This is a genomic window from Paenarthrobacter sp. UW852, assembly GCF_024608385.1.
Lineage (GTDB): Bacteria > Actinomycetota > Actinomycetes > Actinomycetales > Micrococcaceae > Arthrobacter.
This window is the reverse complement of record NZ_JAMSGY010000003.1, coordinates 293,008-314,841: the sequence shown is the minus strand read 5'-3', so window position 1 is coordinate 314,841 and position 21,834 is coordinate 293,008. Positions and strand designations below refer to the sequence as shown.

At 61.7% G+C, this 21,834-nt stretch carries 15 protein-coding genes; 11 read left to right on the top strand and 4 right to left on the bottom strand.

Going from position 1 to position 21,834, the window contains the following annotated elements; genetic code table 11:
* Positions 1-56: 56 nt before the first annotated feature.
* The gene (locus NEK97_RS07610; protein WP_257369201.1) at positions 57-830 is read right to left on the bottom strand and encodes a LysM peptidoglycan-binding domain-containing protein; all 774 of its coding nucleotides are present in this window, start codon (positions 828-830) and stop codon (positions 57-59) included.
* 139 nt (positions 831-969) lie between these two features.
* Between NEK97_RS07610 and NEK97_RS07605 the strand changes: the two genes are divergently transcribed.
* Positions 970-1,542 carry a hypothetical protein gene (locus NEK97_RS07605; protein ID WP_257369200.1) on the top strand — a complete coding sequence of 191 codons (573 nt, stop codon included), beginning with the start codon at positions 970-972 and terminating at the stop codon, positions 1,540-1,542.
* Here NEK97_RS07605 and NEK97_RS07600 read toward each other — a convergent pair.
* Entirely contained in the window at positions 1,539-1,760 is a 222-nt protein-coding gene (locus NEK97_RS07600) for a helix-turn-helix domain-containing protein (RefSeq protein ID WP_257369199.1), read from the bottom strand. The genes NEK97_RS07605 and NEK97_RS07600 overlap by 4 nt on opposite strands.
* A 152-nt stretch (positions 1,761-1,912) precedes the next feature.
* Between NEK97_RS07600 and NEK97_RS07595 the strand changes: the two genes are divergently transcribed.
* From NEK97_RS07595 to NEK97_RS07580, 4 genes are read left to right on the top strand one after another with little or no spacing between them, the layout of a single operon-like run.
* Positions 1,913-2,557, top strand: a complete 645-nt coding sequence (locus NEK97_RS07595; protein ID WP_257369198.1) for an SAF domain-containing protein — start codon at positions 1,913-1,915, stop codon at positions 2,555-2,557.
* A complete protein-coding gene (locus NEK97_RS07590; RefSeq protein ID WP_257369197.1) occupies positions 2,554-3,864 on the top strand; it encodes a CpaE family protein in 1,311 nt (436 codons plus the stop codon). Before NEK97_RS07595 ends, NEK97_RS07590 begins: the two co-directional genes overlap by 4 nt.
* A 57-nt stretch (positions 3,865-3,921) precedes the next feature.
* Entirely contained in the window at positions 3,922-8,778 is a 4,857-nt protein-coding gene (locus NEK97_RS07585; RefSeq protein ID WP_257369196.1) for an NAD-glutamate dehydrogenase, read from the top strand.
* Positions 8,779-8,810: 32 nt separating this feature from the next.
* On the top strand, positions 8,811-10,280 hold the full coding sequence (locus NEK97_RS07580) for a sensor histidine kinase (protein ID WP_257369195.1): 1,470 nt from the start codon (positions 8,811-8,813) through the stop codon (positions 10,278-10,280).
* Between the two features lie 169 nt (positions 10,281-10,449).
* On the opposite strand, the gene NEK97_RS07575 is transcribed toward NEK97_RS07580, so the two are convergent.
* Positions 10,450-10,698 (bottom strand): WhiB family transcriptional regulator, encoded by a 249-nt coding sequence (locus tag NEK97_RS07575; RefSeq protein ID WP_003804966.1) that lies wholly within the window; start codon positions 10,696-10,698, stop codon positions 10,450-10,452.
* Positions 10,699-10,939: 241 nt separating this feature from the next.
* Here NEK97_RS07575 and NEK97_RS07570 point away from each other — a divergent pair, with 241 nt between their 5' ends.
* On the top strand, positions 10,940-11,440 hold the full coding sequence (locus NEK97_RS07570; RefSeq protein ID WP_374111519.1) for a hypothetical protein: 501 nt from the start codon (positions 10,940-10,942) through the stop codon (positions 11,438-11,440).
* A 25-nt stretch (positions 11,441-11,465) separates the two neighbouring features.
* On the opposite strand, the gene NEK97_RS07565 is transcribed toward NEK97_RS07570, so the two are convergent.
* A complete protein-coding gene (locus NEK97_RS07565) occupies positions 11,466-15,599 on the bottom strand; it encodes an FtsK/SpoIIIE domain-containing protein (protein WP_257369194.1) in 4,134 nt (1,377 codons plus the stop codon).
* Between the two features lie 169 nt (positions 15,600-15,768).
* Here NEK97_RS07565 and NEK97_RS07560 point away from each other — a divergent pair, with 169 nt between their 5' ends.
* From NEK97_RS07560 to NEK97_RS07540, 5 genes are all read left to right on the top strand, one after another.
* Positions 15,769-16,386 (top strand): acyltransferase, encoded by a 618-nt coding sequence (locus tag NEK97_RS07560; RefSeq protein ID WP_211714185.1) that lies wholly within the window; start codon positions 15,769-15,771, stop codon positions 16,384-16,386.
* Positions 16,383-17,474, top strand: a complete 1,092-nt coding sequence (locus tag NEK97_RS07555; RefSeq protein ID WP_235520596.1) for a DegT/DnrJ/EryC1/StrS aminotransferase family protein — start codon at positions 16,383-16,385, stop codon at positions 17,472-17,474. The genes NEK97_RS07560 and NEK97_RS07555 overlap by 4 nt, the downstream gene beginning before the upstream one ends.
* On the top strand, positions 17,474-18,460 hold the full coding sequence (locus NEK97_RS07550) for a Gfo/Idh/MocA family protein (protein WP_235520595.1): 987 nt from the start codon (positions 17,474-17,476) through the stop codon (positions 18,458-18,460). Before NEK97_RS07555 ends, NEK97_RS07550 begins: the two co-directional genes overlap by 1 nt.
* A gap of 185 nt (positions 18,461-18,645) precedes the next feature.
* The gene (glf, locus tag NEK97_RS07545) at positions 18,646-19,830 is read left to right on the top strand and encodes a UDP-galactopyranose mutase (protein ID WP_235520594.1); all 1,185 of its coding nucleotides are present in this window, start codon (positions 18,646-18,648) and stop codon (positions 19,828-19,830) included.
* Positions 19,827-21,833 carry a glycosyltransferase gene (locus NEK97_RS07540; RefSeq protein ID WP_235520593.1) on the top strand — a complete coding sequence of 669 codons (2,007 nt, stop codon included), beginning with the start codon at positions 19,827-19,829 and terminating at the stop codon, positions 21,831-21,833. Before glf ends, NEK97_RS07540 begins: the two co-directional genes overlap by 4 nt.
* Position 21,834 lies beyond the last annotated feature (1 nt).

Sequence of the window (21,834 nt, the reverse complement as noted above, 5' to 3'; positions counted from 1 at the left end):
CTGTTGGAGCCCCTGAGTGGGCTCGCAGTCGGACCTTCGGGACCGCGGATTCCGGGCTAGCCGGGGGGTGGAGGCTGGAGGACCTGGCCTGGCTGCAGCAGGGTCGGGTCGGCACCAATCGTGGAGCGATTCGCGTCGTACCATTTGGGCCAGGACAGGGCGATGTCTACGTCGGTGGCGAAGGGCCCGAGCCGTGACGCCGCGATGGACCACAGCGAGTCTCCGGGTTGCACGATGACGTCTGCTTTCCCGGGAGACGTGGCCTGCCGGGACGCGGTCCGGCTGAGGAGCCCGGGATCAACAACGGGGTGTTCGGGTTTCCATCCCGGACTAATGGCCTCGACCCTTGCCGAACCTGTTTCGACAGGCGCTGGAGCGCCAACCTTCGGCGTGCTGTGCGATGTCGGGGTCCACGATGCTCCGGTGGAATCGGTGGTCACCGTGTCTGTGGCGTGCCACCCAGGTTCGGGTTGTGTTGCTGCTTGCGCGGCGCCGGAGGCCAGCAGGTTCAGGCCGAGTACGGCTGCAGCAAGGCGCAGCATAAAACCGGGGCTGAACTTGGAAATGGTACGGGCGGCCTTAGTCCGGCCTCTGCGCTGCATCGCGGTGGCCAGGAAGGCAAGGAAACATGAGGCGGTCCACCACGTCGCAATGGAGCTGCCAACGATGCTGGCGGAGGTTCCCAAAAGGTGGTCAAGGGAGGACTGTTGATGATGATGTTCGGCAGCCAACCATTGGCCCATCAAGACGGTGCCGGTGAACGCCAAAAGCAAACCAAGCCCGAGTAACGAAGCAGCAAGGACCAGGTCTTCGCGTAGTGTTCGCGCCATGCCAAGCCCCCAAAGCCTAGTTTGATGTCGTTTGATCGTCTTTGACCCATTCTGATGGGTTTTGTCGGCGATTGTCCAATCCTTGTCACCAGAAAGCGGTGAATTGTCCCGCCTTCCTAGTGCAGCCTAGTCTGGCCACATGAGATGGGACTCTCTTTTCAGCGATTTGGAAGCACAATTTTCGGCCGAACGCGCGCTCCGTGATGAATCGGAGATAACGGAACGGGCCAGGGTTGAACTCGGTGGCATCGAACTCAGTGACCGGCTCCGCGGCGTGGTTGGCTCAGGCATCAAGGTCATGCTGATGGATGGCAGCGTGCTCCAAGGCGGGCTAAGCCACGTCGGCAGTGAGTGGATTGTGCTCACTGAGGGGGCGCGGCAATGGTTGATCCCACATGGATCCGTGCTGTCCTACCAGGGGCTTGGGAGGCTGGCAGTCAAGGAAGCATCCCGTGTTCAACGTTCATTGGGAATCGCTTCGGCGTTGCGGGCCCTGTCCAGGGGCCGCATCCCCCTCGTCGTCTACCTGGCTGTCCGGAATGGCGGCGGCCATAAGCTCGATGGGGTTATCGACAGGGTTGGGAGCGACCACTTTGACTTGGCCGTCGTGCCGCAGGGTGAGGAGAGGCGCGCCGGAAGCGTTGCGGCGGTTGTGACCGTTCCCTTTGTCGCGTTCACGGCCATCAGCTCTCCGGGTGGCCAGGAGTTCTAACGCTGGGCGGTTTTGGACCTGGACTCTTCGATCATTCGGCTGGTTTCTGCATATCGGTCCTGGATGTACTGCTCCAGCATCGCTTCCTCGATGCGCCATTGTCCGCGCCCTCCCACCTGTATGGCCTTCAGTTCCCCGCTGCGCACTAACGCGTAAGCCTGGGGGGAGTTTATTTGGAGTTGTTCGGCGACATCCGCCAGAGTCAGGAATCGGGGCATGGCTCCATTTTGCCATCGGTGGTGCTGTTTGGGGTAGTTATCCACAGTTTCGGGCTATTTGGGGTCGTTCGCTTTGGGGCCGCCGCCCGCCCCGGGCAAGAATGGGAGGCAAGTCCATAGGACATGCCCAAACTCGTAGGGGGAGCTGGAAAATGGGTCCAAATGCAGTGGCGGCGGCCGCGCGCTTGAGGAAGCCCTCGTGGAAGGACCCTCGACTGCTTGTCGGGGTTCTTCTGGTACTCCTGTCCATTGCCGGCGTTGTCGCGCTCGTGGGCGCGGCTGACAAGACGACTCAGGTATATGCCGCCCGGGAGGATATCGCAATTGGCCAGCGGATTACCGAAGCCGACTTTTCCATCGTCAACGTGCGTTTGGATGCCATCGAATCGAGCTACGTTACCGTCGAAAGCGGCTTACCTTCCGACAGGGTCGCTGTACAGAGGGTAGCGAAGAATCAATTGATTCCGCAGGACAGCCTGGGTACGGCCGACCTTCTGAATCGTAAGCCGGTTGCCATATCGGTGGATGAAGAACTGCCCGAGCAGGCCGTACCTGGGGCGCGGGTGGATGTGTGGGTTGCGATGCCCGGAACCGACAGGTCATTCGAAGAACCTGAATTGTTGTTGCCGGGCGCGGAAATCGCACAGGTGTCGGAAGGTGCCACTACCTTGGGGGCTTCGAAGACAAAAGTTGTACTGGTGCTGGTGACCGATGAACAAATGCCCAAGCTGTTGGGTGCGCAGGCCAATGATGCCAAGGTGTCCGTTGTGTGGAACCCGGCGGGCTTGGCCCGGTGAGTATTCCCGTCGTAACCGTTGGCACAGCTGAAGAGGACGTCGTGGGTGGGCTTGAGCGCCTGCACGGACCGGTAACGGTTGTCCGGCGTTGCTCCGAGCTTGCAGAACTGATTGCCGCATGCCAAAGCGGGCTGGCTATGGCCGCCGTCGTTGCCGAAGGCTGCCGGGAGCTGACCGCAACCCTCGTTGACCGCCTTGGTGCCGTGGGGGTCTCGGTAGTAGCCCTCACTGACGATCCCGAGGAATCCCGACGACTCCAGTCAATCGGCGTTGTCGCCGCCGCACCCGGCATCAATCCGTCCGCCCTCGCCGACCATATCTCTGAAGCAGTAGGACGTGTTGCGTCAATTGCTGGAGCCCATTACGGGTACGGCAGCGCATTCTCGGATCCGGCCGCAGAATTGACCGGGGTGCCGGCGCCGGCAGATGTGGAGGAAGGGGCGCGCGGAAAAGGTGAGATTATCGCCGTCTGGGGTCCGACAGGTGCACCCGGCAGGACCCTGGTAGCGGTCAACATCGCGGCGGAACTCGCCGCAGACGGCAAATCAGTGATCCTGGTCGATGCTGACAGCTATGGCGCCAGCGTTTCAGCGGTTCTTGGCCTGCTGGAAGAGTCGGCAGGTCTGGCGCAGGCGTGCAGGCTGGCTGATCAGGGCTTGCTCGATGACAGGGCTTTGGAGTCAGCGGCTTCCTTCGTATTTACCAAAGGAGGCGCTTTCCGCGTGCTCACCGGAACCACGCGTGCGGACCGTTGGACTGAGCTCAGGGCAGCGGCGCTTTCCACGGTTCTTGAGCTGGCCCGTCACGCGGCGGAATTTGTGGTCGTGGACACGGGATTCTGTCTTGAGTCGGATGAGGAACTCACCTTTGACACCATGACTCCGAGGCGCAACGCGGCAACCCTCCGCAGCCTGGAGATGGCTGACCTGGTGCTTGCTGTTGGAGCGGCGGATCCCATTGGGATACCGCGCCTGATTCGCGGCTTGGCTGATCTTGCATCAGTCGTTCCGGAGGCATTGCCCCGTGTGGTGCTGAACAAGGTCAAGCAATCCACCGTGGGCCATTCGCCCAGGCGGCAACTGGAAGAGGCGTGGGAACGGTTCGGACCCGGCCGGGCCATCGACGCGTACCTTCCCTCGGATCCTGCTGCCTGCGAGTTGGCCCTGCTGACTGGTGCGGTCTTGCTCGAAGCTGCCCCGGACTCACCACTCCGTCATGCCCTAGCCCAACTCGTTTGTGCGCCTGGCCAGCAAAAACGCAATTCTTTGGGTCGATCAACCAGAGCCCTTCGCTTTTATAAGCGATAGGCTCACCATGTGGGCTGCAGAGTCGCAGCAATCAACTTGTGATGGAGGCGTTTGTCGATGTCGTCAGGATCCAGCGTGGAGGATCGGTCCGATGCAGCAGTTGTCCGTGAAGGGTTCTTCGGTGACTACTATGAGCATCTCGCAGAGGAGGATTCCCGCGCATACTCGCCTGAGCTGTTGATGTCGCGGGCTTCCCATCACAGGACTGTTGCCCAGTCCCGCCGACCGGGCAATGCCGTGGTGGAAGTCTCCGCCGAATCCGACCGAAGCGTCGTCTACATCGTCACCGACGACATGCCCTTCCTCGTTGACTCGGTCAATGCTGAGCTCGTTCGCCAGAACTGCGCCATCCGACTCGTAATGCACCCTCTGTTCGTGGTGTCGCGCGATCGGACGTCCGGGGAACTGGCCAAGATCTCCAGGGTCCCGTCCAATGTGGGTATCTCCAGCGGCGATACAGCAGCACTGCCAAGCGTGGCTCATCTCCTCGGTGACGGTGACAACGCGTCACACATGGAATCGTGGATTGCTGTCGAGATTGACCGCGTGAGCGATGAAGTCCGCGAAGAGCTCGTCACCGGCCTGCAACGCGTACTGGGCGACGTCAGGGCAGCCGTCGAAGACTGGCCGAAAATGCGCAGCAAGGCACTCGAACTGGCTGAAGCGCTGGGAGGCGTCTCCCACCCGGAACAGGTTGCCGAACTACGGCAGGCCCAAGACCTCCTGCGATGGCTGGATAACGGAAACTTCACTTTCCTGGGGTACCGGGAGTACGACCTCGTCAATGAAGACGGCGAAGACGTCCTGCAACTGCGGGAAGACAGCGGCCTCGGCTTGCTCCGTGCCGGAGACTCCACCCGCCAGGTCCAGCACCTGACTGATGCCGGACGAAAGCGTGCCAGGGAGAAGCGCGCCCTGGTCATTACCAAGGCCAACTCGCGCTCTACCGTGCACCGGCCTGCTTACCTCGACTACATCGGTGTCAAAAGCTTTGATGCGCTGGGCAATGTCAACGGTGAACGGCGCTTCATCGGGCTTTTCGCGACCAGTGCCTACACCGGATCCGTGCGCAGCATACCGATTGTGCGGGACAAAGTGGATGCAGTCCTGCGTAACGCCGGATTCCCGATCGACTCCCACTCCGGCAAGGACCTGCTCGGCATCCTCGAGACGTATCCCCGCGATGAGCTGTTCCAGATCGAGGTAGCTGACCTGGCTGCCACGGCCACGGGTATCCAGCGTCTGCAGGAACGCCGGCGCACCAAGCTGTTCCTTAGGCCCGACATTTACGGTCGATTCATGTCAGCCGTGGTCTACTTGCCCCGCGATCGCTACACCACCAGCGTCCGGCTCCGGATCGAGCAGGAACTCCGTGAGACCTTCCAGGCCGAGAGTATTGACTACGAGGCCCGGATTACCGAGTCGGCTTTGGCCCGTGTCTTCTTCAGGATCCGGTTGCCCCGGGCCGCGGAGCTTGCCGAGGTTAATGTGGAAGAGCTCGAACATCGCCTGATGCGGGCATCGAGGTCGTGGAGCGAAGGTATCGCAGAAGTCCTGCGGGAGAACCGTCCAACAGCAGAAGCCGATGTCCTGTCGGCTCTGTGGGCTGAGGCATTCCCGGCCGGTTACCGCGTGGATTACGAAGTCGAAGATGCCCTGGAAGATATCGAGCGATTCGAGAAGTACGGTGCCGAAGCGGAAAGGGCGGGGGCATCCACCCAGCAGGTCAAGCCGGGGGTGCATGTATACCTTCCGGAGGGCGCGGGTGAGGCGTTGGAAGAGGACGCACGCGTCAAGCTCTACCTGATGGAACCCAAGAGCCTTAGCCAGATCCTTCCCTACTTCCATAACCTCGGCCTCGAAGTCCTCGACGAGCGCCCCTTTGAGATTGAAACCGCAGACAACCGGGACTTCTTCCTCTACGACCTTGGTCTTAAGTACCCTGCCGGGGTTGATCCCCTGACCACGGGTGACCTGCTGGGCGATTCGTTTGGGGCAGCGGTGACCGGGGCTGTGGAGTCGGACAACTTCGACAAATTGGTCCTCCGTGAAGGTATGCACTGGCGGCAGGTTGTGGTGCTGCGCGCGTACGCCAAGTACATGCGGCAAATGGGCAACACCAACTCCTTCGGTTTCATAGCTGACACACTCCTCGGGAACCCGGACGTTGCCCGAGGCCTCAACGAACTCTTCTCGGCGCGCTTCGATCCCGCGGTTCCCGAGGACCTCCGGGCTGACCGACAGGCTGCTGCCCGGGATGCACTCGCGGAATCCATTGAGCAAGTAGCCACCTTGGATGCCGACCGCGTCCTGCGGACTTTCGTGAACCTTATCGAGTCGACGCTGCGGACCAACTACTTCCAAAACAAGGACTACGTCAGCTTCAAGCTGGATCCGACCTCGATTGATGGTCTTCCTTTCCCGCGCCCCATGTTCGAGATCTGGGTTTACTCCCCGAGGGTGGAAGGTGTGCACCTCCGCTTTGGAAAGGTGGCCAGAGGTGGTCTTCGCTGGTCGGATCGGCGGGAGGATTTCCGCACTGAGATCCTGGGCCTTGTTAAGGCCCAGACGGTAAAGAACGCGGTGATTGTTCCCACGGGAGCCAAGGGCGGCTTCTTTGCCAAAAAGCTTCCTAACCCTGCCGTCGACCGGGCCGCCTGGATGGCCGAAGGAATCGAAAGCTACAAGACCTTTATCCGGGGATTGCTGGACATCACTGACAACCTCGTCACCTCAGCGGACGGCGAGAGGCTGGTGCCGCCGTCGGACGTTGTCCGGCATGACGGCGACGACTCCTACTTGGTGGTGGCAGCTGACAAGGGCACGGCAACGTTCTCGGATACCGCCAACGGGCTGGCTGCCGAATACGGGTTCTGGCTCGGCGACGCCTTTGCCTCCGGCGGTTCGGTCGGCTACGACCACAAGGCCATGGGCATCACGGCACGCGGAGCCTGGGAATCCGTCAAGAGGCACTTCAGCGAGTTGGATCTCGACACCCAATCCGAAGAATTCACGGTTGTCGGCGTGGGCGACATGTCAGGCGATGTCTTTGGCAATGGCATGCTGCTTTCCCGGCACATCAGACTGCTGGCAGCCTTTGACCACCGCCACATCTTCCTGGATCCGACTCCCGATGCGGCGGCGTCCTTCGCCGAAAGGCAGCGGCTGTTCGAATTGCCCAGGTCGTCCTGGGATGACTATGACCGCTCCGTCATCAGCGAAGGCGGTGGCGTGTACGCGCGCCAGGCAAAGACCATTCCGGTCTCGGACCAGGTCCGCAAGGCGCTGGGACTGCCCGACGGCACAACCCAGCTCAGCCCGCCGGAACTCCTCCGCGCGATCCTGCTGGCGCCGGCCGACCTTCTCTACAATGGCGGCATCGGTACCTACGTCAAGGCCAGTACCGAGACGCATGCCGCGGTGGGGGACAAGGCAAACGATGCCATTCGCGTCGATGGCCGCGACCTGCGGGTCAAGGTGGTGGGCGAGGGTGGAAACCTGGGTCTGACCCAGCGTGGACGCATCGAGGCTGCTCTGCAGGGGGTCATCCTTAATACGGATGCGATCGACAACTCTGCCGGCGTGGACTGCTCCGACCACGAGGTCAACATCAAAATCTTCGTTGACAGGATGGTCGCGGCAGGCAAGCTGGAAGCCGCGGACAGGGCATCGTTCCTGGCCGATATGACCGATGAAGTGGGACGGCTGGTCCTGCAGGACAACATCGACCAGAACATCCTGCTCCTCAACGACAGGACCCGGGTTGCCGATTGGAGCCCGAGCTACGAGCGCCTGATGGATTGGCTGGAGAAGTCCGCAGACCTCAAGCGCGACCTTGAAGCGCTGCCGACTACCGACACCCTGCGTGCGAGGTTGGAACAGGGCCAGGGCCTGACGTCTCCGGAACTGGCTGTCCTGGCGGCCTACGCGAAGATCGAGCTCGGCGCAGCCCTCCGCGACAGCAACCTTGCCGATGATCCGTGGTTCGCGGACACCATCCGCAACTACTTCCCCAAGCAATTGCGCGAGAAGTTCGACGCCGAATTGGACACCCATCCGCTGCGGCGCGAAATCATCGCCACTGTGGTCGCCAATGACATCATCAACCTGGGCGGCATCACCTTCGCGTTCCGGGCCATGGAAGAGACGTCGGCAAATGAAGTCGCAGTCGCCAAGGCTTTCGTCGCCCTGCGCGAAATCTACGACCTCGACCCCATGGTCGATGAACTGAATGCGCTTCCGGCGTCCTTCCCTACAGAACACTGGAGCGAAGTACACCTGGACATCCGCAGGTTGCTCGACCGCGCAGTGCGGTGGGTGTTGGGTCAAGGCATGGCGTCCCAGCCGATTTCCGAGGTCGTGGAATCGTTCAAGCCGATGCTGGCTCCGCTGCGTGCAAAGCTGCTGGACTACTTGCGGGGCGAGGATAAGGTCCGCATCACCGGCTGGTTGGAGAAGGCACGCGGTTGGGAACTGCCGGATCATCTGGCACACAGGTGGGCGGAGCTGTTTGAGAGCTATGCCCTTCTGGATATTGCCCGGATCGCCCGGACCGGAAACGACACGGTCGAGGACGTCGCCCACGTCTACTACACGGTGTTCAACCGCTTCCACGTCGATTCACTGCTGGAGCGAATCAGTTCGCTCCCACGAGACGACCGCTGGCAGGCGTTGGCCCGCGCTGCACTCAGGGATGACCTTTATTCGACGGTGGCAGACATGACGACGTCGGTACTTGAGTCGACTGAGTCCGGCACCTCGGCGGAGGATCGCCTGAGGGCATGGGAGGGGCAGAATGCCGAGCAGCTCGGCCGGGCCAAGACCATGTTCGATGAGGTCAACGCACTCGAAGCCGACGACATGGCGTCACTGTCGGTAGCATTAAGGCTCTTGAGGTCAATCGTTCGACGCTAGGAGCAAGTCCCGGCGTCGCAAATGGAGGTGCAGTGGCAATCTTTACAGACCCCATCAGGGAACACGCTGATTTCGGGCCTGGAGATGCCGAATGGCTGCACCTCCTCGTCGGTGACTGGCAGATGGTCGCCGACCTGGCTTTCGCGGACCTTGCGTTGTGGTTCCCGCACCCGGAGCTCGGCTATATCGCCCTCGCCCACGTACGTCCGTCGACATCGCATACGGTGTTCCATGCGGACTTCGTGGGTGAGGGCATCCGCTCGGACCTCCGCCCATTGGTGGACAAGGCGTGGAACAGCCGATCGATCGAACGGTCCAGTGAAACCAGCTGGAGCAGTGAGATGGCTTTGCGCGTGGAAGCAGTTCCCATGGTGCGCAACGGCCGCACACTGGCCGTTGTCACTTCGCACATGGACCTGTCCAGTTCGCGGATGCCGTCCCGGCTGGAACTGACCTATCGCCAGTGCGCGTACGACCTCCTACGGATGGGAACGCTCGGGTTATGGCCCGACTTTGCCTCACCGACGGGATCCCGCCGAGGGGCGCCCCGTGTTGGTGACGGGCTTATCCGTCTCGATGCCGACGGAGTCGTGCAGTATGCCAGTCCCAACGGAGTGTCCGCCTTCCGCCGTCTCGGCGAAGTCGAATCGCTGGAGGGACGCTCGCTCGCCGAAGTGACTGCCGGTCTGCTGAAAGATCGCCGCATGGTGGACGAAACCCTGCCATTGGTGGTTACGGGCCGGATGCCATGGCGCAGTGAAATCGAGTCCCGGGGCGTGAGCCTGTCTCTTCGGGCCATTCCCTTGCGCGACGAGCAGCATCGATTCGGTGCCCTCGTTCTCTGCCGTGACGTTTCCGAACTTCGCCGGCGGGAGATGGAACTCGTTACCAAGGATGCCACCATCCGGGAGATACACCACCGGGTGAAGAACAACCTGCAGACTGTGGCTGCGCTGCTGCGCATGCAGTCCCGCCGTATGGTCAGTGACGAAGCCAAGCAGGGCCTGGAACAGGCCATGCGGCGCGTAGCCACCATTGCACTGGTCCACGAGACACTTTCGCAGGGTTTGACGCAGAGCGTCGACTTCGATGAGCTCATTGGACGGCAGTTCCGGTTGTCGGCCGAGGTTGCCTCCCCCTCCCAGCAGGTACGCACAGAGCGTTCCGGGCTGTTCGGTGAATTGCCCAGCGACTTCGCCACTCCGTTGGCTTTGGTCATCAACGAACTCGTCACCAATGCCGTGGAGCACGGGCTCGAGGGGCGGACTGGAACCGTATGGTTGTTGGCGGACAGGGCCGACGGGGACGGGAACGACGAATTCCTGACGGTCACCATCGCAGATGATGGCGTTGGATTGCCGGACGGGCAGTACACAGAGGGCCTGGGCCTTCAGATTGTCCGCACGCTGGTGACCAGTGAGCTCGGGGGATCGATCCAGTGGAGGCCGCGTGAAGGCGGCGGGACCGCCGTCGAAATCGTCCTGAACCTTGCCCGGTCCTAGGGCCCGGAGGGCACCAACCCGAGTAAACCCGGGCTTGAGTAACCCGGACCCGTGGGAGACGTAGCGGCCCAGCTGGGCTGAAAGCGTCGCAGCGCGTTAAAGTCGCAGCGCGCTAAAACAGAAGGCCGCGGACCCCTGGGGTCCGCGGCCTTCTTGCTGGGTTCTATGTCTAGGAAGCGCGACGTGCGCGAGCTGCCCGGCGCTTGAGGGCGCGGCGCTCGTCTTCGCTCATGCCGCCCCAGACGCCGGCGTCCTGTCCGGATTCCAAGGCCCACTGCAGGCAGGTATCAACCACCGGGCAACGACGGCAAACGCTTTTGGCTTCTTCTATCTGGAGAAGTGCTGGTCCGGTATTGCCGACTGGGAAGAAGAGCTCCGGGTCCTTGTCGAGGCAGGCTGCGCGATTACGCCAATCCATGCTGATCAGTCACTCCATTCGTGAGAACTAGTAGGGCCCCCTTTTGTGAAAACATTCACGAGAGGCTCCAAAGGAAAGGGGCCCGCATGGGCCCCCTTGGTCGTCTGAGTCAAGCGTTTCATGTTAACGCCTTGTAAACAAGGGGTGTTAGCGGACCAAATGCCCGGAATCCGTGAGCGATGCATCACATCAGCGGCCGGTGCCCTCACTGCTAGATGACTATGTCCGGTAGTGTGCCAGTGTGTCAAGACCTCCAGTTAACCCCAGCCAATCCACGCCCGAACCCGACGGAAAAGACGGGCCCGCCGTATCGACGCCCGGCACGATCGGGGCACCCGGACGCACTCCGCGACCGCTCGGCGTCGCAGTCATTTCCTTGGTTGTCGTACTGGAAGCACTGGCTCTCCTGGGCGCCGCTGCCTGGTATGCATTCGAGCTGCTCACGGGAGCGCCTGTGCTGACGTTCTGGGGTGCGATTTTTACCCTGGGGTTGCTCTTGGCTTTTTCTGCGTGGCTGTTTGCCGTAGGCCATTTCCTGTTCCGGGGTTACCGGTGGACCCGTGCGGCCGCGTTGGTGGCACAGTTGTTCGTCCTCACCATCGGCTTCCCGACCATGACCGGCGGTTTGGTGCTGCCGGGTTTGGCGATGATCATTCCCGCACTCGCGGCGATAGTGTTCTTGTTCCAAAAGGACGTCATCGCTTACGCATCACGCACCGGCGGCACGTCAGCGGCACTATAGGCCGCTCCGTCCTCGTCATCAGACGTCAATGGGCTGCCAGGGCTCCTTGATATGGAGTCACCTCTTTTCCCTGGATAACGAAACCCCTGCCTGGGCGCGCGGGGCCAACATCGTCGAGCCTTGCTCCAAAGAGTTCACCGTCATGCGGTGTTGACGGGGCCAAGACCACTCCGGCGCCAAAGGACCGCACGTCGCCGGCCAGAGGCATGTGATGCACGAGTGCCGGTCCCGTCGTGGCTGTAAGCACGATTCCCCGGACTTTACCTGTCAGCGCGGTGAGCGCATGGCGGCCCTCGGCATTCATGGCGTCCGCGTCGTCCACCAGCAGGATGCTGTTGGGATCCAAGGCGCCGGCTTCTGCCTGGTCGGCGATGGAAGCCCAAAACGAACCTGTACTGTCGGCTCCGTCAGGGTATACCCACGGCACCAGTGGGTTAAGGTGCCGGAGGCCGGCCAGCGCGGAGCTTTTGCCGGAGCAGCGCCCACCCAAAATGGCGCTGACGCCCCGTTCCGGAAGAGGGAGGGCAACGGGAATGGCCTCATCGCCCCCAACGCCCAACCACAGGGGGGCTCGTGCATCTCCATCTGGGGAAAACTGGTCCGAGCCCCGGGGGACCGGAGCCGTGGTGCAGGCTTCGGGCACGACAGCACTTTGCCGCACTTCTTCCAGGCACCGGAAGAACTCCTCGGCGCTGAGCATGTCAGGAAGTGGCCTGATCCGAAAAGGCGGTTCAGAATTCTCCAGGTCCTTGAAGGGCCATGCGCCCGACCCTGGAGCTTCCCGGAACTGTGCAACGTTGGAGTGGCCGTCAATGAAATTACCGGTGACCACAGCCCGACCAGCGACGTCTTCGATCTCGGGAAGCCGCGGCCAATGGAAACGCGCTTCCTCCGTGGACCCGCTGGGAAAGTACGCCCGATTGGGGACTGCGGCGAAGAAGCGCGAACTGACGAGCTCTCTCTCACCTGAGATCAGCACAGAGATGCCGAGGGGAGTGCCGTCGCGGACGATGTCGTGCAATGCCGCCTCTACCCATCCAAAAATCCCGTTCCGCAGGGCGTTGGACCACGAGCACCACCCCGTCACGATCAGTACCAGTGGAGTGCCGGATCGTGCGGCATTCCGGGGGTCGCGTCGAACATCCAACTCCCCTGCAAGGCGCTTGACGATTCGCGCCGCGAGGGGCAATTGGTGCAGCCCCGCACGGCCCCCGAGGAGTTGCTCTTGAGCCGCGTCTTCCAACAGCCCGATGGCGTCAAGGACGTAGAGGTGAGGTTGTGGATGGGCTGTGGCCAGCATGGCGGCCACTGCCCTGAAGGAGGTCATCACGCCGCTGGATGTGCTGCCGATCATGGCCAGATGTCCATGTTGGGCCGGAATCCACGTTAAGGGTTCGACGACTTGCTGGGCTGGCGCATCCACGAGTGCAAAGGGTCCAACGCGCCATGATGAGGCTGTTGTAGAGTCCTCGCCTTGGGCCGGTCCGGGGGCCGGGAGACTGTGGTTCCAGGCTATGGAATCGGGCAGCGGGTCGGCTATTGGAGAGCGCGGATGCAGCCCGCCCATGGCCTGCCAGAGTTCAGGGAGAGTGGACGCTATGGTGGCCGTCCCTGCGCTCGCCTGTTCATCGCGCTCATTGGGCCCGGCGTCGGCGACAGCGCGTTGCAATATGGCCTGGGTAGCGGGCTTGACAAGGACCTGCCCGTAGGCGGACCCGGATCCGGAAGACGCCGTTGCGGAAGGCACGTCCAGTGATGCTGTCTGGAATTCTTCGGCGTCTCCTGAGGCCCTGGCCAGAAACGCGCGTCCCGGACTCCCAACGTGAATGGAAGCCGCAGCCTTGTTGTTGATGATGTCCAAAGACTCTGCGTCGGATTGCACCCTCAGCGCAATGCTGGAGGTGACGTTGGCCCGGATGTCGGCGGTGAGGGCTCCTTGGGGTCTTTGCGTTGCCATCACCAAATGGATTCCCAAGGAACGCCCGATGGCTGCAATGCGCATGAGTTCTTGAAGAGCGCCGGGCGCTTGGTCCACGAGCATGCGGAACTCATCAATGACCAGAAGCAGGTGCGGTATGGGGGAGGACTGCCGATCCGAACGGTGGTACTGACTCAGGTCTGACACGCGCGCCTCTGCAAGCGCCTCTTCCCGGCGGCTGATTTCGGCACGGAGTGAGACGAGTGCGCGGTCGAGATGATGCTTGGTGAGGTCGGTCAGCATCCCTACGCAATGCGGGAGGCTCGCCAGTGGAGCCAAACCCGAACCACCCTTGAAATCGATGAACAAGAACGTTGCGTAGTCCGGTGAGTGGTTTAGGGCTATGGATGCTACCAAGGTTCGCAGCAGTTCCGACTTCCCGGAGCCCGTGGTCCCGGCAACCAGAAGGTGTGGGCCGTCGATCTTGAAATCGAAGGTCATGGGGCCAGCGCCGCCCTGGCCCAGCACCGCAATAAGACCGGTTCGGCTTATGGGGTCCGCCCAGCGTCGCAGCAGCCTGCGCGGTCCGCCCTGATGCAGATCAGTGAACGAGCAGCTGTCGGGAATGTCGTCGCCGCCACCGGCCCTCTTGTTCCATGTCTCCGACGCCAAGAACCGGCAGAAAGCGTCAAAGACGTCCACGGGGATGAGGTCGGGGATGAAGTCCTGGTGGGAGCCTTCCACCCGAAGGACGCCAGCGGTCCCGGATGACCCCAATTCAACAGTTGGCAGCAGATGCGGCGCCCAGCCGGAGCAGTCGATGACCTGCCAGCCAACCCGGCGTGCGGCTGCAAGCACCGATGTTATGGATTCACCGCTTCCGCCGGGATCATCGATGATAAAGAGCCTGCCAGGCGGAATGCCATGGCGGTTAAGGGCAGTGATGGCTGTCAGGTTACTGGCTGCCAGGGTCACGGTGCTGAGGAAACGGGCGGGCAAGGGCAGTCTTCTGATCGGTCCCAGCAGGATGATGGGTGTCTGGGACGAGCCTTGGAAACTGCCTAACTGCATCAGCACAAATCGGAGCAGGGCGTCCACATGGTCCTGGTGTCCACGAAGCCTCACCAGCGGGATCTTCGGATCCAAGGTCACAGCGGCTGTCCCGATGGCAGGCGGCTGGAAACGGGGATCGTGAGGCACCATGTGAACATTCGCCGCGGAATTCATCATGGTGCCGAGCCGCACCCACGTGCCGTCGCCCGACGTCGGCTCCCCGTCCGTCGTCGGACTCTTCTCTGGCTGGCAAGGCCCAGCCGGGTACTGAAGTTCCTGGCTGTCCGCTCCCATGGCCAGGGGTGGACGGTACTTTGCCATGACGATATCGGCGGCCGAGGGAGAGCACCGCCGGCGTCGGGCAATATCTTCCTGCACTGCCTGGGAAAGGGCCTGAAGCCGGTCCTTCCGCTCTTTTCGGCCAGTGAGTAGCGGGACCAGCAGGCTGACTGCGGAAAGTGCAGTAAATCCGAGATACATCCATGTGCCAGTGACAGCGACCAGTGCTACGCCGGCTATCAGCGGCAGTCCTGCTGCCAGCGCCAAGGGCAGGCGGCGGGTTGTGGGTGATGCGTGCACCACGTCCAGGGGCTCTTCAACCGAGCATCCAGCGAGAGTAGATAACTGCGATGCGGCTCCTCCTATGTCAGGGGAGATGCTGAAAGTCGAGTTGCCGCAGCGGATCGAGGATTCCGAGTTGATGGGGCTTCGCCGCGTTGCCTTCCCGCAGACGTACAGGGGTGCAGCTCCTTCCATCTGGCTCACCACTACTGCCGTGCCGCTAACCTCCAGTACAGCGTGCTCCCGTGACATCGCCGAATCCGGTATCTGGATATCGACCTGGCCGCGTCCGATCATGAACCGCCCGCGCCGGAGCCGGAAAACCGAGCCGGCGGCCGGGCCGGAGTGGGCCAGAAGCACCAACGGGACCGATCCGCCCTCCTGAGTCTGGGGCTGCAGCGGAGGGCCGTCCACCAGGATGGCGCCGGAAACCAACGGGGGAATTCCCACGGTGAGAGCAGTTAATTCCAGTCCCTGAACAGTAAGAAGGGCAGTGCCATGGGTTTCAGCAATGAGGGATTGAACGTCGACGCCGGACGTTCCGGCAGGCACTGCGATGGACAATTCAGTGGGCTCGACATTCCGCTCCGCACCGGGGCTGCGGACCAGTGTGCACTCCAGGGGCATCGTGTTTCCTTTCGCAATAAACTGCTTCACCACCGACGATAGGGATTCGGCGATGGGAGTTCAGGACCCCTCATGGCCTATGTGGACAACAGGGCCAAGCCTGTTCCCCATGCCGGTGACTTGACGCCGTGGCATGGTGTCTCAGCTAAGATGAGTTTCGTTGTCGCGTGTGCTCAATGAGGAAGGACCTTCACCGGTGATAGTGGTTGCGGAGAGCGCCGATGTTTCAGACAAGGCTGTAATTGGTGATGGATCAAAGATTTGGCATCTGGCCCAAGTCCGCGAGCAGGCCGAACTTGGCGTCAATTGCATCGTAGGACGGGGTGCTTACATTGGCACCGGGGTCAAGATGGGGGACAACTGCAAAGTTCAAAACTATGCACTTGTCTATGAGCCCGCGGAACTGGAAGCCGGAGTTTTCATCGGCCCGGCCGTGGTGTTGACGAACGACACCTACCCCCGTGCCGTTGGCCCGGATGGGAGCCAGAAGAGTGCCCATGACTGGGAACCTGTGGGCGTCACGATTCGCGAAGGTGCGTCCATTGGCGCCCGCGCCGTGTGCGTCGCCCCGGTGACCATTGGACGATGGGCCACCGTGGCTGCCGGAGCAGTAGTTGCCAAAGACGTCCCGGACTTTGCGTTGATGGTCGGAGTTCCGGCCAAGCGCCATGGTTGGGTTGGCAAGGCCGGATTCCCGCTGAAGCGCAGCGGAGAGAACTGGGTGTGCCCCGAAACCGGCGCAACGTATGTTGAACAGAACGAGATTCTTCGAGAGGTAGAGGCATGAGCCCCGAATTCATTCCCCCCGCAAAGCCCATCATTGGCGAAGACGAGCGGAAGGCCGTAGACGCCGTGCTGGCTTCCGGCCAGCTCGCCCAGGGGTCGGAGGTGGCAACCTTCGAGCAGGAATTCTCGCAGGTCCTCCTCGACGGCAGGGCAGCGGTGGCGGTTAACTCCGGCACCTCCGGTTTGCACCTTGGCCTCCTGGCTGCCGGTATCGGTGCCGGGGACGAAGTCATCGTTCCGTCCTTCACTTTTGCTGCCACCGCGAACTCCGTTGCATTGACCGGCGCAACGCCGGTCTTCGCCGACGTCGACCCGGACTACTACACGCTGGACCCCGCTTCCGTCGAGTCGAAGATCACGGATCGTACGGCTGCCATCATGCCTGTCCACCTCTACGGACACCCTTTCGATGTTGACGGCATTGGCGCACTCGCGGCAAAGCACGGCGTCAAGGTCTTCGAGGACGCTGCACAGGCCCACGGCGCGGCCGTCAACGGACGCAAGGTCGGTACGTTCGGCGACTTCGCAATGTTCAGCCTTTACCCCACCAAGAACATGACGTCCGGCGAAGGCGGCATGGTGAGCACGGGCCTGGCCGACGTCGAGCGCCGGCTTCGGCTGCTGCGTAACCAGGGCATGGAACGGCAGTACGAGAACGAACTGGTCGGCTTCAACTGCCGGATGACCAACATCCACGCTGCAATTGGTCGCGTGCAGTTGACCAAAGTCGAAGCCTGGACGAAGACACGCCAGGAAAATGCAGCCTTCTTCGACGCCAACATTGAGGGCGTCGTCACTCCCAAGGTTGCGGACGGCTACGAGCACGTCTACCACCAGTACACCATCCGCATCGCAGAGGACCGCGACGGCTTCGCGAAGGCACTCCGCGAGGAGTACAACGTGGGCTGTGGCGTCTATTACCCCATCCCCAACCACCGGCTCGCTCCGTTCCAGACCTCCGATGACCTGCCGGTTACCGAGGAAGCGGCGGCAAGCGTGCTTTCGCTCCCGGTTCACCCGTCGTTGAGCCAGGACGACCTTGACCGGATCGTTGCCGCGGTCAACGCCGTTGCAAAGGCAGGCAGCTAGTGGCGAATCTCCGCGCAGGCCTCATCGGATTGGGAATGATGGGGCGCCACCACGCCCGCGTCATCCGTGAACTCGAAGGCGTGGACCTGGTGGCCGTAGCGGATTCCTTCGGGGACCCGCACAACGTTGCCAATGGATTGACCGTCTGCGGCTCCGTGGATGAACTGATTGAGCAGGGCATTGACATGGCTGTCGCTGCTGTGCCAACGGTTCTTCACGAGGAAGTGGCACTGAAGCTCGCCGAGGCCGGCGTGCACTGCCTCGTCGAAAAGCCCATCGCGAATGACTCCGTTTCCGGCCGCAGGATCGCCGAAGCCTTCGACTCCCGTGGCTTGATTGGCGCGGTTGGTCACATCGAGCGGTTCAACCCGTCACTGCAAAGCCTTCGCGACAGGTTGGGCAACGGAGACCTCGGCGAGGTTTACCAGATTTCCACTCGGCGCCAGGGGCCGTTCCCCTCGCGCATTGCAGATGTGGGGGTGGTTAAGGACCTGGCCACGCATGACATCGACCTCACGGCATGGCTTGCGCAAAGCAACTTCGTCAACGTCATGGCGCACACCACGTCCAGGAGCGGTCGGCAGCACGAGGACATGGTCACGGCCATTGGCCACCTGAAGAGCGGGGTTGTCACCAACCACATCGTGAACTGGCTGTCTCCCATGAAGGAACGGACCACGGTTGTCCTGGGTGAGCGTGGTGCTTATATCGCCGACACGATTTCTGCTGACCTGACATTCATCGAGAACGGAACGTTCCAGACGGACTGGGACTCTGTCGCGGCATTCCGTGGGGTCTCGGAAGGTTCATCCACGCGTTTCGCATTGGCCAAGCGTGAGCCGTTGAAGATGGAGCACGAGGCTTTCCGGGACGCTGTCCTCGGAAAGTCGATGAACATTGTCACAATGGCCGAAGGCCTTGAGACGCTCCGGGTTGCAGAGGCCGTACTTGAATCGGCCGATTCAGGCTCCGTGATCGCGCTTTAGTACCAAGTTTCACGCAAGGATGGACGGGAGGCTGGCCCAGTGCCAGGCCTCCCGTTTGCTTTTTCGACCCATGGGAAGGGCTTGCGCGGCCGGCCCCCGAATCGGGGAACAATCGGAACGTCGGGTAGCCTTGACCAGTAGACGTGGGCATTTCTGTGCCCGCACGCCAATACACAGGAGAGTTTGTGAACGCTGATCTCGTCGTCGTCGGCTCGGGTTTCTTTGGCCTGACCATTGCAGAACGCGCCGCTACCGAGTTGGGGCTGAAGGTCGCGGTTCTTGATCGCCGCCACCATATTGGAGGAAACGCCTACAGCGAAAACGAAGAGAAGACTGGAATCGAGGTTCACCGCTACGGCGCGCACCTCTTCCACACTTCGAACGAACGCGTCTGGGAGTATGTGAACCGCTTTACGAAGTTCACCAGCTACCAGCACAAGGTTTACACCAACCACAAGGGTGAGGTGTACCCGATGCCCATCAACCTGGGCACCATCAACCAGTTCTTCCGTTCCGCGTTGAGCCCCTCGGAGGCGAAGGCGCTGATCGCAGAGCAGGCCGGCGAACTCGCGGGCACGGATCCCCAGAACCTGAACGACAAGGGCATCCAGCTGATCGGCCGTCCCCTGTATGAAGCTTTCATCAAGCACTACACCGGCAAGCAGTGGCAGACGGATCCCAAGGACCTGCCGGCAGAGATCATCTCGCGGCTTCCCGTGCGCTACAACTACGACAACCGGTACTTCAACGACACGTATGAGGGCCTCCCGGTTGACGGCTACACCGCTTGGATCGAACGCATGGCGGACCACCCCAATATTGAAGTCATCCTGAACGCGGACTTCTTCGACGACGGCGAGTACGGCCGGTCTGCGGTGCTGGGCCAGGTTCCGGTTATCTACACCGGCCCGGTTGACCGCTACTTTGACTACGCAGAAGGCGACCTGTCGTGGCGCACCATCGACCTTGAAGAAGAAGTGCTCCCGATCGAGGACTTCCAGGGTTGCGCTGTCATGAACTACCCCGACGCCGATGCCGCCTTCACCCGCATCCATGAGTTCCGGCATTTCCACCCGGAGCGGGACTACACCAAGGATGCCACTGTCATCATGCGCGAATTCTCCCGCTTTGCAGAAAAGGGCGACGAGCCGTACTACCCGGTGAACACCTCCGATGACCGCCAGAAGCTCCTGGCCTACCGCGACCTGGCCCGGGGCGAGAAGTCGGTCCTGTTTGGTGGCCGGCTCGGAACCTACAAGTACCTCGACATGCATATGGCCATCGGCTCGGCACTGTCCATGTTCGATAACAAGATCAAGCCGCACTTCACGGGTGGCGCCAAGCTTGAAAGCGGAGGAGTGGACGCATGACCGCTACTACCAACGAAAGCCAGGAGACTGCCATGACGGCTGAAAATGCCTCGGAAGCCTCAACGCAGGAGAGCCTGCGCATCGTTCAGCGGGTGATTTTCCCGGCCAACCGCGACCTCGACACGCTGCCCCTTTATGTCGACCCGGACACCAGCAAGGTGCAGAAGGACGACGGCGGCAGCAGCGCCGTCGTGCAGGCGGTCGGAATGGCCCGAAAGCTGCACCCGGAAGACATCCTGGATCGTGGCTCGGTGCAGGTGCGCCGTGGCGAGCGTCTGTCCTTCGGTTCCTACTTCAACGCCTTTCCTGCCAGCTACTGGAGGAAATGGACCATTGCCACGAAGACCGTCCTTCACCTCGAGACCGAGGGCGAAGGAACGGTCATCGTTTACCGCTCCAACGCCCGCGGAGCCTCTCAGCGCGTGGACTCGGTGCTTGTTGAGGGTTCGGCCAGCAACGATTTCGAATTGACGCTGGCACCCTTCGGAGACGGCGGCTGGTACTGGTTCGACCTGATTGCCGGTGGGGACGGCATGACGCTGAAGACCGCGCACTGGGCCGTGCCGGATGAAGGCCGCCCGCAGGGCCGGGTCACGCTCGGCGTGACCACCTTCAACCGCGCCGACTACTGCCTTGAAACCATCAAGTCGATCGACGCCGATGCGGGCCTGCGTGAAATCCTCGCTGAACTGATCATTGTGGACCAAGGCAACAAGAAGGTTGCCGACGAAGCCGGATTCGACGCCGTTGCAGAGTCCATGGGCGAACAGCTGCGGATCATCAACCAGGGAAACCTCGGTGGTTCAGGTGGCTTCGCCCGCAACATGTACGAGATGGTCGTCTCAGACAAGAGCGATTACGTCATGCTGCTCGATGACGACATTGAGCTGGAAACCGAAGGCGTTATGCGCGCGGTGGCCTTCGCCGACCTTTGCCGGAAGCCCACGATCGTGGGTGGCCACATGTTCGACATGTACAACAAGTCCGTGCTGCACGCCTACTCCGAAGTCGTGAACTTCTACCGTTTCCTCTGGGGTCCCGTGGAAGGACTGGGCAACCACGACTTCTCCGCCGCCGGGTTGCGGTCCACACCCCAGCTCCACCGGCGTTGGGACGCGGACTACAACGGTTGGTGGATGTGCTTGATCCCCAAGACCGTTGTGGAGACAATCGGCCTGTCGCTGCCGGTCTTCATCAAGTGGGACGACGCCGAATACTCCCTTCGTGGTCGCGCTGCCGGGTTCCCGACCGTGACCTTGCCGGGTGCTGCCGTTTGGCATGTCTCTTGGGCCGACAAGGACGACTCCGTCGACTGGCAGGCCTACTATCACGAGCGCAACCGCCTCATTGCCACGTTGCTGCATTCGCCGTTCCCGAAGGGTGGTCGCATTCTTCGCGAAAGCCTGAATGCCGACGTTAAGCACTTGGTCTCGATGCAGTACTACCCTGAGCAGGCTCGCATCATGGCGCTCAAGGATGTCCTGGCGGGGCCCGGCAACCTGCATCAGCAGTTGCCGACCACAATGCCTAAGCTGCGTGCCATGCGCGAGGAGTTCCCGGACTCACAGGTCAAGACTGACCCGGGTGCGTTCCCCGAGGTGTTCCGCAAGCGTCCGCCGAAGAAGCCGCAGTCCTACAAGCAGCCCGGTGCCCTTGGCTTGCTTCCTTGGGCCGTGAAGACGGTCCTGAAGCAGACCCTGGCTCCCGTCCGAGAGTCCGCGAAGGAAAACCCCGAAGCCCAGGTTGCCCACCAGGATGGCAAATGGTGGAGCTTGGCGCACTTGGACAGTGCAGTCGTCTCCAACGCCGACGGTACCGGTGCATCATGGCACCTTCGCGATCCGAAATTGGCCCGCCAACTTGTGGTCGAATCCGCCAAGTTGCACGCACAGCTTTTCTCGAACTGGGAAACGCTCCGGGCTCAATACCGCGAAGCCCTTCCGGAGATCACTTCCATGGAATCATGGCGGGAAACCTTTGAAGCGTCGGAGCCCAGCAAGTAGC